The sequence below is a fragment of the Massilia agri genome, assembly GCF_024753255.1.
GTDB classification, from domain to species: domain Bacteria; phylum Pseudomonadota; class Gammaproteobacteria; order Burkholderiales; family Burkholderiaceae_D; genus Telluria; species Telluria agri.
In genome coordinates this window covers 39843-55515 of sequence record NZ_JANUHA010000011.1, presented here as the reverse complement: position 1 = coordinate 55515, position 15673 = coordinate 39843, and the positions used below count along the sequence as shown (strand labels likewise).

The following is a 15673-nucleotide window of genomic DNA, read 5'->3' as shown; positions in this document are numbered from 1 at the left end:
CGATGTCGCCAGCTTGAAGAAGTGGAAGGTGGTCCGTGGCTTGTGGTAGCGTATGAGGATTGAAGGATCTTGCTTCCCCCGACCCACATGCCAGAGCACCTCATCACCGATCTTGCCTCGCTCGAGGCCCTGTTTGGACAAGTCGCAGCGCCATCCATCGCCAAGGAAACCGATCATCTTCACCCGATCTATGCACGCTGGATCGAGAACGCGCGCTTTGCGCTGCTGGCGACCTCCGGCCCGGATGGTGTGGACGTCTCGCCGCGCGGCGACGCCGGTCCCCTGGTGCGCATCCATGATGCGCGGACGCTTCTGCTGCCTGAACGGCGCGGGAACAACCGCATCGACAGCCTGCGCAACCTGATCCACGACCCGCGCATGGCGCTGATCTTCATGATCCCGGGCGTCGGAGAAACGGTGCGGGTGCGGGGCAGGGCGCAGATCGATATCGACCAGGCGCTGCTGGAATCGTTCGCGGTGGACGGCAAGCAGCCGCATTGCGTGCTGCGCGTCGCGGTCGAGAAGGTGTTCTTCCAGTGCGCACGGTCGATCCTGCGCTCGCGCCTGTGGCACCGCGAGGAACACGATACCGCCGGCGTGCCGACACCGGGAACGATGCTGGCCGCGCTCACGCAAGGCGGCATGGACGGCGAAGCATACGACAGCGCGCTGCCGCAACGCCAGCGCGAGACGCTCTACTAGCTGGAAGGTTTTTTTCTACAATCTACGAGGAGACCGGAATGATCTATGAAGGAAGCTGCCACTGCGGCGCCGTGGCGTTCGAAGCGGAAGGGGACATCGACGGCGCACTGGCCTGCAATTGCTCGATGTGCCGGCGCAGGGGTTCGCTGCTGTGGTTCATCCCGCGCGGCAAGCTGCGCCTGAAAACGCCCGAGGAAGCCGCCAGCACCTACACCTTCAACAAGCACGTCATTAAGCACCGCTTCTGCCCGACCTGCGGCATCCATCCCTACGGCGAGGGCGTCGACCCGAAGGGCAATGCCATGGCGGCGGTCAATCTGCGCTGCGTGGAGAACGTCGATCTGGACAGCGTCCCGGTGCACCACTACGACGGCCGCTCGCACTGAGCGGCGCCATCCGGCAGGGAATCAGAACTTCTCGTCCGGGAGCAGGTAGCGCCACTGCCCCGGCGGCAGCTCTCCCAGCTTGACCTTGCCGATCCTGACCCGCTTCAGCCCGATCACCTTCAGGCCCACCATATCGCACATGCGGCGGATCTGGCGCTTGCGGCCTTCCTTCAGCGTGAAGCTGAGCTGGTCCTCGTTCTGCCAGCGCACCTTGGCCGGCAGCAGGGGCTTGCCGTCCATCCACAGGCCGTGGTTCAGCTTCCTGAGGTCCGCGTCCGGCAGCTTGCCCGGCTTGGTGTACTGCACCCGCACGAGATACTCTTTCTCGATGTCGGTGTTCTCGCCGATGAGCTGCTTGGCGATACGGCCGTCCTGGGTCAGCACCAAGAGGCCCACCGAGTCGATGTCGAGGCGTCCGGCCGGCACCAGGCTGCGCAGCTGCGTCGGGTGGAACTGTTCGCTTGACGGATCATCCGCCCAGCGGTTCTCGGGCTTGATCAGGGTGACGGCCGGCTTGTAGCCATCCTCGGCCTGGCCGCTGACGTAGCCGACCGGCTTGTTGATCAGGACCGTCACGCGCTTCGATTGCTCGGCGGCGGCCTGGCGCTCCACGGTGATCTTCTGGTGCGGCAGCACCTTGCTGCCCAGTTCCGACACCACCTTGCCGTCCACCCGCACCCAGCCTTTGGCGATCCATTCATCGGCTTCGCGGCGCGAGGAGAGGCCGAGTTCGGACATGCGTTTGGAAAGGCGGATCGGTTCAGTCATCGGGAAAATACGAAAAAAGTTTAAATCTTGAGGGCGTCCAGCAGGTCGGTCTCGAGCTGCACCTGCACGCGCGGGTTGTTGAGGGCGGCGCCATCGATCAGGAAGACATCCTCGACGCGCTCGCCCAGCGTCATGATCTTGGCGGTGTGCAGGTTGATGCGGTAGCGCGTGAGCACGCCCGCGATCGCATACAGCAGGCCGGGGCGGTCGTTGGCGGCCACCGACAACACGTGGAACTGGCCGCGTTCGTCCGGGCGCAGGTCGACGGTTGGCTGGATCGGGAAGGTGCGCGACAGGCGCGACAGGCGTCCGCGCGAGGGCGGCGCCAGCGGCTCCTGCGACACGAGCTGCGCGCATAGTTCGTGCTCGATCAGGCTGATGATGTCGCGGTAGCTGCCGGCGAAGTTCTCGTCGGTGACGAGGAAGCTGTCCAGCGCATAGCCGTGGCGCGTCGTGTGGATCTTCGCGTCCAGGATGCTGAAGTTCTTGCGGTCGAAGTAGCTGCAGATGCGCGCGAACAGGTCGGGCTGGTCCTTGATGTAGACGGCCACCTGCAGGCCCTCGCCGATCGGCGCCAGGCGCGCCTTCACCACCGGCTTCTCGCTATCCACCTTTTCGTACAGCGCGCGGGTCTGCCAGGCGATGTCGGAGGCGTCGTGGCGCAGGAAGTAGGCCACGTCGAGCTGCCGCCACAGCGCCTCGTGGTCTTCGGCGCCGAGACCGAACAGGCGCAGGGTCGCCAGGGCCTCGCGCTGGCGCGCGCGCAGTTCGCGGTCGGCGCTGTGCGGCTCGCCGCCCAGCACGCGCAGGGTGACCTTGTAGAGGTCTTCCAGCAGCTTGGCCTTCCAGGCGTTCCAGACCTTGGGACTGGTGCCGCGGATGTCGGCGACCGTCAGCAGGTAGAGCGCGGTCAGGTGGCGCTCGTCCTTGACCAGGGCGGCAAAGGCCGAAATCACGTCGGGGTCCGACATGTCCTGCTTCTGGGCGACGGTGGACATGCTCAGATGCTGCTGGACCAGGAAGACGACCAGCTCGGTATCTTGTTCCGAGAGCCCGTGGCCGCGGCAGAAGTCCTCCGCGTCCTGCATCCCGAGTTCGGAATGGTCGCCCCCGCGCCCCTTGGCGATGTCGTGGAACAGGGCGGCGACATACAGCAGCCAGCGGTCGCGGAAATTGGCGATCAGCTGGCTGCAGAAGGGGTATTCGTGGGCGTGCTCCGGCATCGTGAAGCGGCGCAGGTTACGCACCACCATCATGATGTGCTGGTCCACCGTGTAAACGTGGAAAAGGTCGTGCTGCATCTGGCCGGTGATGCTGCGGAAGGCCGGCAGGTAGCGGCCCAGCACGCCCATGTCGTTCATGCGGCGCAGCGCGTGCAGCAGGCCCACCGGCGCCTTCAACACGCGCAGGAACAGGGCCTTGTTGGCCGGGTTGGCGCGGAAGTCCTCGTCGATCAGGTTCCGCGCATGCCACAGGGCGCGCATGGTGCGCGCGGTCATGCCCTTGATGTCGGGGCGCTCGGTCATAGCGACAAACACGCCCAGCACGGTCGAGGGGAAGCGCTCGAAGGTGTCGTCGCTAGCCATGTCGATGAAGCCGTTGACTTCGTTGAAGTGCTCGTTGAAGTCGCCGCCGATCGGCACGCAGGCCGCCTGGCGCGGGAAGAGCTGGGCCTCGATATTCTGCAGCATGATGGTGTTGAGCTGGGTGACCACCTTGGCCGCCCAGTAGTAGCGCTGCATCAGGAATTCGCTGGCGCGGCGCCCGTCCGCGTTCTCCAGCCCGAAGGTCTTGGCGATCGCGGTCTGGACGTCGAACACCAGGCGGTCTTCGCGGCGCTTGGTCTGCAGGTGCAGGCGCACGCGGATGTCCTTGAAGGCGTATTCCTTCTCCATCAGCTGGCGCGCCTCGGTGCGCGTAATCAGGCGGGCGCGCGCCATCTGGCTCCATGATTGGGCCAGGCCCGCCGCCTTGGCCACCCACATGATCACCTGCAGGTCGCGTAGCGCCCCCGGGCTTTCCTTAACGTTGGGTTCGAGCGCGAAGGCGGTGTACTCGTACTTGGCATGGCGCAGGCGCATCTCGGCCGTCTTGGCCTGGAAGAAGGCCTGCGGGTCGAGGGCCGCGCGGTAGCGCCGCCGCAGCTCGTCGAAGAGCGGGCCGTCGCCGGCGACCAGGCGCGCCTCGAGCAGGCTGGTTTGCACCGTGATGTCGGCGCTGGACTCGACCAGGCACTCGTCCACGGTGCGGATGCTGTGGCCGATCTCGAGTCCCAGGTCCCAGAACAGCTGGACCAGGGATTCCAGGCGCGCCTGGGTGATGGCGTCGGCCGGCTGGCCGAGCAGGATCAGGAGGTCGACGTCGGAATAGGGAAAGAGTTCGCCGCGCCCGTAGCCGCCCACGCCCACCAGCGCCGTGTTGGCCGGCAGGCCGGCGGCGCGCCAGGCGTCGCCGAGGATGCCGTCGACGCAGGTGCGCAGGCCGCGCAGCAGTTTTTCCGGCTTGCCGTCCTGGTGGAAGGCGTCGATCAGGGCCTGGCGCTCGCGTTTAAGCCGCTGGCGGAGTTCGGTGCGTGAGCTGTCGAGGAGCGCCGGCTGGCCCATGATGGCGTCCTTATGCCTCGGCCGGGGCGTACTGGGGCAGCAGCGGCAGCACGATGGCGGGCGGCGGCGGGCTGCCGGCCGACATCGTCAGCACCTCGACGCCGGTCTCGGTGACGAGCACGGTGTGTTCCCACTGGGCCGACAGGCTGCGGTCCTTGGTTTTGATGGTCCAGCCGTCCGGCATTTCCCGGATCTCGCGGCGGCCGGCGTTGATCATGGGCTCGATGGTGAAGATCATGCCGGGGACCAGCTCTTCGCCGGTGCCCGGACGGCCGTAGTGCAGCACCTGCGGCTCTTCGTGGAACTTGCGGCCCACGCCGTGGCCGCAGAACTCGCGCACCACGCTGTAGCCGTGCTTCTCGGCGTGCTGCTGGATCGCATGGCCGATGTCGCCCAGGCGGTTGCCCGGCTTGACCTTGGCGATGCCCAGCCACATGCATTCGAAGGTCACTTCCGACAGGCGCTTGGCCAGGAGCTTGGGTTCGCCTACCAGGAACATGCGGCTGTTGTCGCCGTGGAAGCCTTCCTTGGTGATGGGGGTGATGTCGATGTTCAGCGCGTCGCCGCTCTTCAATACCTTGTCGCCCGGAATGCCGTGGCAGATCACGTCGTTGATCGAGGCGCAGATCGAGCCGGGGAAGGGCGGGTAGCCTGGCGGCGCATAGTTCAGCGTCGCCGGGACGGTGCCCTGCACATTGACCATGTAGTCATGCGCCAGGCGGTCGAGTTCCCCGGTGGTCACGCCCGGCTTCACGAAGGGCGTGATGTAATCGAGCACTTCCGAGCCGAGCCGGCAGGCCACGCGCATGCCTTCGATTTCTTCGGGGGTTTTCGGGATGGAGGTCATAAAATGCTTGTCCTGCTAATAAACGATATTGCGTGATTATAAGGGTTTCGTAGGGTGGGCGGCTACGCCGCCCACGCGTCCAGACATGGACGGCGCCGCCACAGCGCATCCGCGAGCTGAACGCGCGGACGGGAATCTAGTCCACTGGACTAGATTCCCCCGTCCACCCTACAGAACGAGCGACTTGAAATACCGGCCAAACCCGGCTAGAATCTCGGGTTGCTCGTATTCGCATCGAGCAATGTTGTAGAAAACGACTTTTTAAATGAAATCGCGAACGTGGCCGCCAAAGGGTGCCGATCAGGTGACTGGCTACGTTCAAGACCCAACCCTGGAGAATTACATGTCCGTTACTATGCGCGAAATGCTGGAAGCCGGTATCCACTTCGGCCACCAGACCCGTTTCTGGAACCCGAAAATGGCCCCGTTCATCTTCGGTCACCGCAACAAGATCCACATCATCAACCTGGAAAAGACCCTGGCCATGTACCAGGACGCAATGAAGACCATCAAGCAGATCTCCGCCAACCGCGGCACGATCCTGATGGTCGGCACCAAGCGCCAGGCTCGCGACATCATCGCCGCTGAAGCACAGCGCGCTGGTGTCCCCTACGTCGACCAGCGCTGGCTGGGCGGCATGCTGACCAACTTCAAGACCATCAAGACCTCGATCAAGCGCCTGAAGGACATGGAAGCGCAAGTCGAGTCGGGCGAAGTCGAGAAACTGTCGAAGAAAGAAGCGCTGATGTTCTCGCGCGAAATGGAAAAGCTGCAGAAGTCGATCGGCGGCATCAAGGACCTGGGCGGCATCCCTGACGCCATCTTCGTCGTCGACGTCGGCTACCACAAGGGCGCCATCACCGAAGCCGGCAAGCTGGGCATCCCGGTCATCGGCGTGGTCGATACCAACCACTCGCCGGAAGGCGTTACCCACGTGATCCCGGGTAACGACGACTCGTCGAAGGCCATCACCCTGTACGCACGCGGCGTCGCCGATGCGATCCTGGAAGGCCGCGCCAACGCCACCAACGAAGTCGTTGAGATGGTCAAGGCCGGTGGCGACGACTTCGTCGAAGTTTCCGAGCAGGCATAATACAGGGCAGGGACGACCTGCCTGAGCATCAGAAGGGGGCGCCGAGCCGTGGCACGAGCCCCCCTTTTTTTAAGCATCGAGCTTAGCAATAAATTATCGTGTGGGTGTTCGACGAACATTCGCACTCTCTAAATCAACATTGGGAGAAAACAACATGGCAGCTATTACCGCAGCGATGGTGGGTGAACTGCGCGCGAAGACCGACGCGCCGATGATGGAATGCAAGAAAGCACTGACCGAAGCCGAAGGCGATATGGGCCGTGCCGAAGAGATCCTGCGCGTCAAGCTGGGCGGCAAGGCATCGAAGGCAGCATCGCGTATCACCGCCGAAGGCGTGGTCGCCGCTTACATCTCGGGCAACATCGGCGCGCTGGTTGAAATCAACAGCGAAACCGACTTCGTCGCCAAGAACGACGACTTCCTGGCCATGGCCAACCTGGCGGCCAAGCTGATCGCCGAGAACAACCCGGCCGACGTGGCCGCCCTGGCAGCCCTGCCGCACGACGGCAAGACCTTCGACGACGTGCGTACGGCACTGATCGGTAAAATCGGCGAGAATATGACCGTTCGCCGCTTCCAGCGTTTCGAAACCACCGGCAAGCTGGCTTCCTACCTGCACGGCGCCCGCATCGGCGTGATGGTCGAGTTCGAAGGCGCGGACGAGCAGGTCGGCAAGGACGTCGCGATGCACATCGCCGCGATGAAGCCGGTCGCCCTGTCGGCTGAATCGGTCCCGGCCGAAATGATCGAGAAAGAGCGTTCGGTTGCAGAACTGAAGGCCAAGGAAGACGCCGACAAGGCCGTCGCCGAAGGCAAGCAGCCGCAATCGGCCGAGATCGTCGCCAAGCGTATCGACGGTTCGGTGCAGAAGTACCTGAAGGAAGTCTCGCTGCTGAACCAGGCATTCGTGAAGAACGACAAGCAGTCGATCGAGCAGTACCTGAAGGCCTCGAACGCCACCGTGAAATCGTTCACGATGTACGTCGTCGGCGAAGGCATCGAGAAGAAGGTGGACGACTTCGCAGCTGAAGTCGCAGCCCAGATGGCTGCCAACAAGCAGTAATTGAAAGCGGGCCGTAAGGCCCGTTTTTGTAAGGTGGCGCAGTGCGATCGCACCCGCGGCCGGCGCCACCTTCGCCTCCATCTGTTCCTTGCAGATGAGACCGCCGCCAAAAGCGCCGGTCAGACCCGAATTCGAAACACAACATAGGAGCCGCTTCATCATGACAAAACCAGCCTACCAACGAGTCCTCCTCAAACTGTCTGGCGAAGCGCTGATGGGTGACGATAACTTCGGCATCAACCGCGCGACCATCGAGCGCATGGTGGCCGACGTGGCGGAAGTGGCGAAGCTGGGGGTCCAGGTGGCGGTCGTGATCGGCGGCGGCAACATCTTCCGCGGCGTGGCCCCGGGCGCCCAGGGCATGGACCGCGCCACCGCGGACTACATGGGCATGCTCGCCACCGTCATGAACGCCCTGGCCCTGGCCGACGCGATGCGCCACGTGGGCATCACCGCGCGCGTGATGTCGGCGATCGCCATCGAGCAGGTGGTCGAGCCTTACGTGCGCCCGAAGGCCCTGCAGTACCTGGAAGAGGGCAAGGTCGTCGTCTTCGCCGCCGGCACCGGCAACCCCTTCTTCACCACCGATACCGCGGCCGCCCTGCGCGGCGCCGAGATCTCGGCCGAGATCGTCCTGAAGGCCACCAAGGTCGACGGCGTCTACACCGCCGACCCCAAGAAGGACCCGAACGCCACCCGCTACGAGTCGATTTCCTTCGACGAGGCGATCGCCAAGAACCTGCAGGTGATGGACGCCACCGCTTTTGCCCTGTGCCGCGACCAGCGCCTGCCGATCAAGGTCTTCTCGATCGTCAAGCCGGGCGCCATGAAAGCCGTGATCATGGGCGAAGACGAAGGTACACTGGTGCACGTCTAAGCCTTAGAATTGCAATTAGTTGAATTGAACCAAAAAAGAACAGGAGAGCAGCATGTCCTTAGCTGATGTGAAGAAGAACGCCCAGGATCGCATGACCAAGTCGATCGAGACCCTGAAGGCCAACCTGGCGAAGGTCCGCACCGGCCGCGCCCACGCCGGCATCCTCGACTCCGTGATGGTCGAGTACTACGGTTCGCCGGTCCCGCTGTCGCAGGTGGCGAACCTGACCCTGATCGATGCCCGTACCATCGGCGTGGCCCCGTTCGAAAAGAAGATGGCCAGCACCATCGAGAAGGCGATCCGCGACTCCGACCTGGGCCTGAACCCGTCCGCGCAAGGCGATATGATCCGCGTGCCGACCCCGCCGCTGACCGAAGAGCGCCGCAAGGAAATGGTCAAGCTGACCAAGTCGGAAGGCGAAGACGCCAAGATCGCCGTGCGCAACATCCGCCGCGATGCCAACGAGGCAGCCAAGAAGATGGTCAAGGACAAGACCGCCTCGGAAGACGAAGAGCGTCGTTCGAACGATGAAATCCAGAAGCTGACCGACAAGTTCGTCGCCGAGATCGACAAGCTGCTGGCCGAGAAAGAAAAGGACATCATGACCGTCTGAGGCGGATGATGTCCGGGCCGGCAATGGCCCAGGCGGACCGGCCCCGGCGTGCAGCCGCGGCCGGTCCGATTCCCTTTAAGAACGGCTGTCGCGGCCGCCCCCAAAAGGGCCAAGTCGCCGGCAGCCCTGCTGGAAGCAACGATGTTCAAAAGTTCGACCACTGCCATCCCTGAAGCGCATGCCGTACCGCGCCACATCGCCATCATCATGGACGGCAACGGCCGCTGGGCGACCAAGCGCCTGCTGCCGCGCGTGGCCGGCCACGTCAAGGGCGTGGAGGCGGTACGCGGCGTCGTCGAGCACTGCGTCGAACGCGGCGTGGAATACCTCACCCTGTTCGCGTTTTCCTCGGAAAACTGGCGCCGCCCGGCCGAGGAAGTCTCGCTCCTGATGAAGCTCTTCGTCACCGCCCTCGAGCGCGAAGTGTCGAAGATGCACGCGAATAACATCCGCCTGAAGGTCGTCGGCGACCTGAGCCGCTTCGACCCGAAGCTGCAGGAAATGATCAACGCGGCCGAGCGCCGCACCGCGAACAACACCCGCCTGACGGTCACCGTGTGCGCCAACTATGGCGGCCGCTGGGATATCATGCAGGCAACCGGCAAGATGGTGGCGGCCAACCCCGGCGTCCTTGAATACACGGAAGAGATGCTGGCGCCGCACCTGGCCATGGCCTATGCGCCCGAGCCCGACCTGTTCATCCGCACCGGCGGCGAGGAGCGCATCTCGAATTTCCTGCTGTGGCAGCTGGCCTATTCGGAGCTGTACTTCACCAAGACCTTCTGGCCGGACTTCTCCAAGGCCTCGCTGGACGAGGCGATCACCTCCTACCAGGAGCGCGAGCGCCGCTTCGGCCAGACCGGTGACCAGGTGGCCCAGAAGTCCCAGTAGTCCAAGGCAAAGACAACGTATGCTCAAGACCCGGATCATTACCGCGCTCGTCCTGCTGGCAGTCCTGCTGCCCATCCTGTATTCCAACAACTACATGGCGTTCGCGGTGGTGGCTTCCGTGTTCTTCGGGGCTGCGATCTGGGAGTGCTTCCGCCTGTTCAACCCCGAAAGCAATCGCGCGGCCCTGATTGCCGCCTTCTGGACCGCCGCCTTCGTCTACGCCTTCTTCGTCAAGCCGGGCGGCGACCCGACCTTCTGGTTCGCCATCAGCGTGCTGCTGTGGGCGCTGCGCTTCGCGCCCTCGCTCAAGCTCGGCCTGCCGCCGCTGGCCAGCAGCGGCAATACCTTCCTGAGCCTGGTCTATGCGATCGCCGTGGTCGGCTGCTTCGCCGCCATCGTCACGCTGTTCTCGCATTCGCCGCTCTACCTGCTGTCGGTGATGGCCATCGTCTGGGCCGCCGACATCTTCGCCTACTTCTCCGGCAAGGCCTTCGGCAAGCGCAAGCTGGCGCCCTCGATCTCGCCGGGCAAATCCTGGGAAGGCGCGATCGGCGGCTGCATCGCGGTGCTCGTGATCGCCACGATCAGCATCGTGCTGTGGGGCGACGCGCTCGCCGATACCTTCCCGGTGCGCGTGCAGGCCAGCCTCGGCTGGGCCGCCCTGTATGCGGTCCTGGTCCTCATCGTCGCGGCCAGCGTGGTCGGCGACCTGTTCGAATCCCAGCTCAAGCGCCGCGCCGGCTTCAAGGACAGCAGCAACCTGCTGCCTGGCCACGGCGGGGTGCTGGACCGCGTCGACGCACTCGTCCCGGTCCTGCCACTTGCCGCCCTGATCGGCGCCTGGCTATAGCATCACACTAAGGAATACCACAATGCAGCGCATCACCATCCTGGGCGCCACCGGCTCGATCGGCGCCTCGACCCTCGACGTGCTTGCCCGCCATCCCGACCTGTACAGCGTCTATGCCCTGACGGCCCACGGCCGCGTGGAGGAACTGGCCGAGGCTTGCCGGCGCCATCGTCCCAAACGCGCGGTGGTGGGCACGCCTGAAGCGGCAGGGCGCCTGTCCCAGCTGCTCGAAGGCCTCGGCATCGTGGTGGAGCATGGCGAACAGGCCCTGTGCGACGTCGCTTCGCACGCGGACACCGATACCGTGATGGCCGCGATCGTCGGCGCAGCCGGCCTGGCGCCGACCCTTGCCGCCGCGCGCGCCGGCAAGAAGGTCCTGCTGGCCAACAAGGAAGCGCTGGTCATGTCCGGCCAGCTCTTCATGGACGCCGTGCGCGAGCACAAGGCGACCCTGCTGCCGATCGACAGCGAGCACAATGCGATCTTCCAGTCGCTGCCGGGCACGTATGGGCGCAATCCCGATGCGGCAGGCGTGGCCAGGATCCTGCTGACGGCATCGGGCGGTCCTTTCCTGAACCGCGCCGTCGAGACCCTCGGCGACGTGACGCCCGACGAAGCCTGCAAGCACCCGAACTGGATCATGGGCCGCAAGATCTCGGTCGACTCGGCCACCATGATGAACAAGGGCCTGGAAGTGATCGAGGCCCACTGGCTGTTCGGCGCCCCGGCCGAACGAATCGAGGTGGTGATCCACCCGCAGAGCGTGATCCACTCGATGGTGTCGTATGTGGACGGCTCGGTGCTCGCCCAGCTCGGCAACCCGGACATGCGCACCCCGATCGCCCATGCGCTGGCCTATCCCGAGCGGATCGCCTCGGGCGTCGCCCAGCTCGACCTGACCGGGATGGCCGCGCTGCAGTTCTACAAGCCGGACTTCGCCCGCTTCCCCTGCCTGGCGCTGGCCTTCGACGCGCTGCGCGCGGGCGGCACCGCCCCAAGCCTGCTGAACGCGGCCAATGAAATCGCGGTCCAGGCCTTCCTCGACCGCGAGATCGGCTTCCGCGACATCGACCGCGTCATCGCGAACGTGATGGACGCCGTGCCGCACGGCCCGGCCCCGTCGATCGAGGCGGTGCTGGAGCAGGATGCGCGCGCCCGCGAAGCCGCGCGCTCCGCGATTTCCACGCTGCGAGGCTAAGATTATGAGCCTGCTGTACACGATCCTCGCCTTCCTGCTGGCGCTAGGGCCCCTGATCGTCCTGCATGAGCTGGGCCACTACCTGGTGGCGCGCGCCTGCGGCGTGAAGGTGCTGCGTTTCTCGGTCGGCATGGGCCGCGTGGTGTGGTCGCGCCGTTTCGGCAAGGACCAGACCGAATGGGCCCTGTCGGCCCTGCCGCTGGGCGGCTACGTCAAGATGCTCGACAGCCGCGACCCCGAGACCGCGCCGAAGGACGAATCCGAATTCGCCCGCGAGTTCACGCGCCAGAGCGTGTGGCGCCGCATCGCCATCGTGGCCGCCGGCCCGATCGCCAACTTCCTGGTCGCGATCGGCCTGATGGCGATCCTGTTCATGCACGGTGTCGACGAACCATCGGCCCGCCTGCGCGCGGTGCCCGCCGGTTCCGTGGCCCAGCTGGCCGGCGTGCAAGGCGGCGATACCGTCGTCGCCGTGAACGGCAATCCGGTCCAGTCCTGGTCCGAGCTGCGCTGGCAGATCCTGCATGCGGCCGTCGACAAGACTGAGGCGCGCCTGTCGCTGCGCGGCCAGCACGGCGGCGGCTACGATGCCGTGATCCCGGCCGACGCGGTGGCGAAGCTCGACGTGGACGGCGACGTGATGAAGGTGCTCGGCCTGGACCTGTGGCGCAAACCGGCCCGCATCGAAAAGGTGCTGCCGGGCGGGGCAGGGGAGCGCGCGGGCCTGCAGGCGGGCGACACGGTCCTGCTCGCCGACGGCAAGCTTGTGGACGATGGCTTGAGCTTTACCGAGACCATGCGGGCCTCGCCCGGACGCCCGGTCCAGCTCGAGGTCCAGCGTGGCGGCCGTACCTTGCCGATCGTCGTCGAGCCGGAGCGTGACGCGAACGGCCGCGGCGTGGCCAAGGTCATGCTGGCCCAGCCGGTCGAGATGGTGACCGTGCGTTCCGGCCCGGTCGACGCCCTGGCGAAGGGTATGGAGCGCACCTGGGAAACCAGCGTGATGACGCTCAAGATGATCGGAAAGATGATCACTGGGGAAGCATCCTGGAAGAATGTGACCGGCCCAATCACCATCGCCGATTATGCGGGACAAAGCGCGCGGGTCGGCCTGGCCACCTATTTGCAGTTCATCGCATTTATTAGTATTAGCTTAGGCGTAATGAATTTGTTACCAATTCCGGTTCTGGATGGTGGCCATTTACTGTATTATTCGCTGGAAGTTTTGACCGGGCGTCCCCTGCCTGCGCGCGTTGGAGAATACGCACAGCGCTTCGGGGTCGGCCTGCTGTTCATGCTGATGGCGCTCGCCGTCTTCAATGACCTGGTGCGGTTGCTATAGTGCTCCCCCAAGCAGGGCGGAGCAGCAACCCGAACGCCGGGCAAACTATATGTATGTTGTCCAATGACTGACCCAGAAATCCAGCCAATGAATTCACAACCGAATCGTTTTGCCCTGCCGTTCATCCGTCGCAGCATGATTGGCGCAGCCGTCCTGGCCTTCTGCGCCGGTAATGCACTCGCCGTCAATCCGTTCGTGGTCAAGGACATCCGGGTCGAAGGCATCCAGCGTACGGAAGCAGGCACCGTGTTCAGCTATCTGCCGGTGCGTGTGGGCGAGACCTTCGACGACGACAAGGCGACCGCCGCGATCAAGGCGCTGTTCGCCACCGGCTTCTTCAAGGACATCCGCCTGGAAGAAGAAAACGGCGTGCTGGTCGTGCTGGTCGAGGAACGCCCGGCGATCTCCTCGGTGGACTTCACCGGCACCAAGGAATTCGAGAAGGACAACCTGGTCAAGGCCCTGCGCGAAATCGGCGTGGGCGAGACCAAGATCTTCGACAAGGCGGCGGTCGACCGCGCCGAGCAGGAACTCAAGCGCCAGTACCTGTCGCACGGCCTGTATGGCGTGAAGATCACGACCACCGTCACCCCGATCGAGCGCAACCGCGTGACGATCATGTTCAACGTCGACGAAGGCGACATCGCGAAGATCCGCCAGATCACCTTCGTGGGCAACAAGGCCTTCAGCGACAAGGAACTGCGCCAGCAGATGGAGTTGCGCAATTCCGGCTGGTTTACCTGGTATTCGAAGGCCGACCAGTATTCCAAGCAGAAGATCACCGGCGATCTCGAGGCCATCAAGTCCTGGTACCTGGCCAACGGCTACCTCGAAGCCAATGTCGAATCGACCCAGGTCTCGATCACCCCGGACAAGAAGGACATCTACCTCACCATCAACATCACCGAAGGGGAGAAGTACACCGTCTCGAGCGTGAAGCTGGAAGGCGAGACCTTCGGCCGCGAGGAAGAGCTGAGCCGCCTGATCCTCCTGAAGCCGGGCAAGACCTATTCGGGCGAACTGCAGGAAGCGACCAACAAGCTGATCGCCGACCGCCTCGGCACCTTCGGCTACGCCTTCGCCAACGTGACCGCCAACCCGGAGATCAACCGCGAGAAGCGCGAAGTCGCCTTCACCTTCTTCGTCGACCCGGGCAAGCGCGCCTACGTGCGCCACATGAACATCCAGGGCAATACCGTGACCCGCGACGAAGTCATCCGCCGCGAGTTCCGCCAGTTCGAAAGCTCCTGGTACGACGCCAACCGCGTCAAGCTCTCGCGCGACCGCGTCGACCGCCTCGGCTACTTCAAGGACGTCAAGATCGAGACCCCGGAGTCGCCGGGCACCTCGGACCAGGTCGACGTCAACGTGATCGTCGAAGAAAAACCGACCGGTAACTTCATGATCGGCGGCGCCTTCTCGCAAGCCGAGAAGTTCACCTTCACGGCCTCGATCTCGCAGGCGAACTTCGCGGGCAGCGGCAACACCGTTGGCATCGAAGTCAACACCAGCAAGTACAACCGCACGGTCGCGGTGTCGCAGACCAATCCGTACTTCACGGACGACGGCATCTCGCGTTCCTTCCAGCTCTACCACCGCAATTCGCGTCCGCTGTACGGCTACGGCACCTATTCGACGCGCCAGACCGGCGGCAACCTGACCTTCGGCGTGCCGTTCTCGGAAAGCGATACCGTGTTCTTCGGCGCCGGCCTGGAACGCACCGAGATCGAGACCGATGCGAACAGCCCCTTCCTGTACCTGCAGTTCGTGAAGGATAACGGCGGCGATCCGAGCGGCATCGGCCGCGCCAGCACCACCGCGATCCCGCTGACCGCGGCCTGGGGCCGCGACACCCGCGACAGCGCGGTGACCCCGACCCGCGGCCGCTTCCAGCGCGCCAACCTCGAGATCGACGCGATCGGCGACGTCAAGTACGCCCGTGTCGTCTACGAGCAGCAGTGGTACCGTCCGCTGACCTCCTGGATGACGCTGGCCCTGCGCGGCGAGTTCGACTACGGCAAGGGCTTCGGCGGCAATGCCTACCCGGTCTTCAAGAACTTCTACGCCGGCGGCATCGGTTCGGTGCGCGGCTACGAAAGTTCGACCCTGGGCGTGGTCGACCAGAACTACGGCTACGCGATCGGCGGCGCCAAGCGCATCATCGGCAATGCCGAGCTGCAGTTCCCCTTCCCGGGCGGCGGCAAGGACCGCAGCCTGCGCTGGTTCGCTTTCGTCGACGGCGGCCAGGTCTACCAGGAGAAGGAGAAGATCCTGCTCGACCGGATGCGCTACTCGGCCGGCCTGGGCCTGCAGTGGATTTCCCCGGTGGGCCCGCTCAAGTTGAGTTATGCTAAGCCCCTGAACGCCAAGCCGGGCGACCAGCTCGAACGCTTCCAGTTCCAGATGGGCACCGGCTTCTGATCGGGCCGTGTACGGCCTA

At 64.4% G+C, this 15673-nt stretch carries 14 protein-coding genes; 11 read left to right on the top strand and 3 right to left on the bottom strand.

Annotation, left to right across the window (positions count from 1 at the left end):
- The first annotated feature begins 87 nt into the window (after positions 1-87).
- Together NX780_RS15955 and NX780_RS15950 are read left to right on the top strand one after the other, a co-directional pair.
- Positions 88-702: a pyridoxamine 5'-phosphate oxidase family protein gene (locus tag NX780_RS15955; RefSeq protein WP_258828864.1), complete on the top strand. Its 615-nt coding sequence runs from the start codon at positions 88-90 to the stop codon at positions 700-702.
- A gap of 38 nt (positions 703-740) precedes the next feature.
- Positions 741-1088, top strand: a complete 348-nt coding sequence (locus NX780_RS15950; protein ID WP_258828863.1) for a GFA family protein — start codon at positions 741-743, stop codon at positions 1086-1088.
- Positions 1089-1109: 21 nt separating this feature from the next.
- Here NX780_RS15950 and NX780_RS15945 read toward each other — a convergent pair whose 3' ends face one another.
- The 3 genes from NX780_RS15945 to map are packed head-to-tail and all read right to left on the bottom strand — an operon-like array spanning position 1110 to position 5306.
- A complete protein-coding gene (locus tag NX780_RS15945; RefSeq protein ID WP_258828862.1) occupies positions 1110-1856 on the bottom strand; it encodes a pseudouridine synthase in 747 nt (248 codons plus the stop codon).
- Positions 1857-1876: 20 nt separating this feature from the next.
- Positions 1877-4459 carry a [protein-PII] uridylyltransferase gene (locus NX780_RS15940; protein ID WP_258828861.1) on the bottom strand — a complete coding sequence of 861 codons (2583 nt, stop codon included), beginning with the start codon at positions 4457-4459 and terminating at the stop codon, positions 1877-1879.
- A gap of 10 nt (positions 4460-4469) precedes the next feature.
- Positions 4470-5306: a type I methionyl aminopeptidase gene (map, locus tag NX780_RS15935; RefSeq protein ID WP_258828860.1), complete on the bottom strand. Its 837-nt coding sequence runs from the start codon at positions 5304-5306 to the stop codon at positions 4470-4472.
- Positions 5307-5649: 343 nt separating this feature from the next.
- Here map and rpsB point away from each other — a divergent pair, with 343 nt between their 5' ends.
- The 9 genes from rpsB (at position 5650) to bamA (ending at position 15654) form a co-directional block, all read left to right on the top strand.
- A complete protein-coding gene (gene rpsB, locus NX780_RS15930; RefSeq protein WP_258828859.1) occupies positions 5650-6399 on the top strand; it encodes a 30S ribosomal protein S2 in 750 nt (249 codons plus the stop codon).
- A gap of 154 nt (positions 6400-6553) precedes the next feature.
- Positions 6554-7462 carry a translation elongation factor Ts gene (tsf, locus tag NX780_RS15925; RefSeq protein ID WP_258828858.1) on the top strand — a complete coding sequence of 303 codons (909 nt, stop codon included), beginning with the start codon at positions 6554-6556 and terminating at the stop codon, positions 7460-7462.
- A gap of 160 nt (positions 7463-7622) precedes the next feature.
- Entirely contained in the window at positions 7623-8339 is a 717-nt protein-coding gene (pyrH, locus tag NX780_RS15920) for a UMP kinase (RefSeq protein WP_258828857.1), read from the top strand.
- A gap of 52 nt (positions 8340-8391) precedes the next feature.
- Positions 8392-8952 carry a ribosome recycling factor gene (gene frr / locus NX780_RS15915; RefSeq protein WP_258828856.1) on the top strand — a complete coding sequence of 187 codons (561 nt, stop codon included), beginning with the start codon at positions 8392-8394 and terminating at the stop codon, positions 8950-8952.
- A 141-nt stretch (positions 8953-9093) separates the two neighbouring features.
- On the top strand, positions 9094-9843 hold the full coding sequence (uppS, locus tag NX780_RS15910; protein WP_258828855.1) for a polyprenyl diphosphate synthase: 750 nt from the start codon (positions 9094-9096) through the stop codon (positions 9841-9843).
- Between the two features lie 19 nt (positions 9844-9862).
- Positions 9863-10693, top strand: coding sequence for a phosphatidate cytidylyltransferase (locus NX780_RS15905; protein ID WP_258828854.1), 831 nt, complete (start codon positions 9863-9865; stop codon positions 10691-10693).
- Positions 10694-10715: 22 nt separating this feature from the next.
- Positions 10716-11891 carry a 1-deoxy-D-xylulose-5-phosphate reductoisomerase gene (gene ispC, locus NX780_RS15900; RefSeq protein ID WP_258828853.1) on the top strand — a complete coding sequence of 392 codons (1176 nt, stop codon included), beginning with the start codon at positions 10716-10718 and terminating at the stop codon, positions 11889-11891.
- Between the two features lie 4 nt (positions 11892-11895).
- Positions 11896-13233 (top strand): RIP metalloprotease RseP, encoded by a 1338-nt coding sequence (gene rseP / locus NX780_RS15895; protein WP_258828852.1) that lies wholly within the window; start codon positions 11896-11898, stop codon positions 13231-13233.
- Between the two features lie 87 nt (positions 13234-13320).
- Complete coding sequence (bamA, locus tag NX780_RS15890; protein WP_370663618.1) at positions 13321-15654, top strand: outer membrane protein assembly factor BamA; 2334 nt, start codon at positions 13321-13323, stop codon at positions 15652-15654.
- The last annotated feature ends 19 nt before the right edge of the window (positions 15655-15673 follow it).

What these genes read in the sequence shown, in the direction of transcription:
- NX780_RS15945 (WP_258828862.1), bottom strand. Translation starts at nt 1,856, where the DNA reads ATGACTGAACCGATCCGCCTTTCCAAACGCATGTCCGAACTCGGCCTC.
- ispC (WP_258828853.1), top strand. Translation starts at nt 10,716, where the DNA reads ATGCAGCGCATCACCATCCTGGGCGCCACCGGCTCGATCGGCGCCTCG.
- map (WP_258828860.1), bottom strand. Translation starts at nt 5,306, where the DNA reads ATGACCTCCATCCCGAAAACCCCCGAAGAAATCGAAGGCATGCGCGTG.
- pyrH (WP_258828857.1), top strand. Translation starts at nt 7,623, where the DNA reads ATGACAAAACCAGCCTACCAACGAGTCCTCCTCAAACTGTCTGGCGAA.
- rseP (WP_258828852.1), top strand. Translation starts at nt 11,896, where the DNA reads ATGAGCCTGCTGTACACGATCCTCGCCTTCCTGCTGGCGCTAGGGCCC.
- uppS (WP_258828855.1), top strand. Translation starts at nt 9,094, where the DNA reads ATGTTCAAAAGTTCGACCACTGCCATCCCTGAAGCGCATGCCGTACCG.
- NX780_RS15940 (WP_258828861.1), bottom strand. Translation starts at nt 4,459, where the DNA reads ATGGGCCAGCCGGCGCTCCTCGACAGCTCACGCACCGAACTCCGCCAG.
- rpsB (WP_258828859.1), top strand. Translation starts at nt 5,650, where the DNA reads ATGTCCGTTACTATGCGCGAAATGCTGGAAGCCGGTATCCACTTCGGC.
- tsf (WP_258828858.1), top strand. Translation starts at nt 6,554, where the DNA reads ATGGCAGCTATTACCGCAGCGATGGTGGGTGAACTGCGCGCGAAGACC.
- NX780_RS15955 (WP_258828864.1), top strand. Translation starts at nt 88, where the DNA reads ATGCCAGAGCACCTCATCACCGATCTTGCCTCGCTCGAGGCCCTGTTT.
- bamA (WP_370663618.1), top strand. Translation starts at nt 13,321, where the DNA reads ATGAATTCACAACCGAATCGTTTTGCCCTGCCGTTCATCCGTCGCAGC.
- NX780_RS15950 (WP_258828863.1), top strand. Translation starts at nt 741, where the DNA reads ATGATCTATGAAGGAAGCTGCCACTGCGGCGCCGTGGCGTTCGAAGCG.
- frr (WP_258828856.1), top strand. Translation starts at nt 8,392, where the DNA reads ATGTCCTTAGCTGATGTGAAGAAGAACGCCCAGGATCGCATGACCAAG.
- NX780_RS15905 (WP_258828854.1), top strand. Translation starts at nt 9,863, where the DNA reads ATGCTCAAGACCCGGATCATTACCGCGCTCGTCCTGCTGGCAGTCCTG.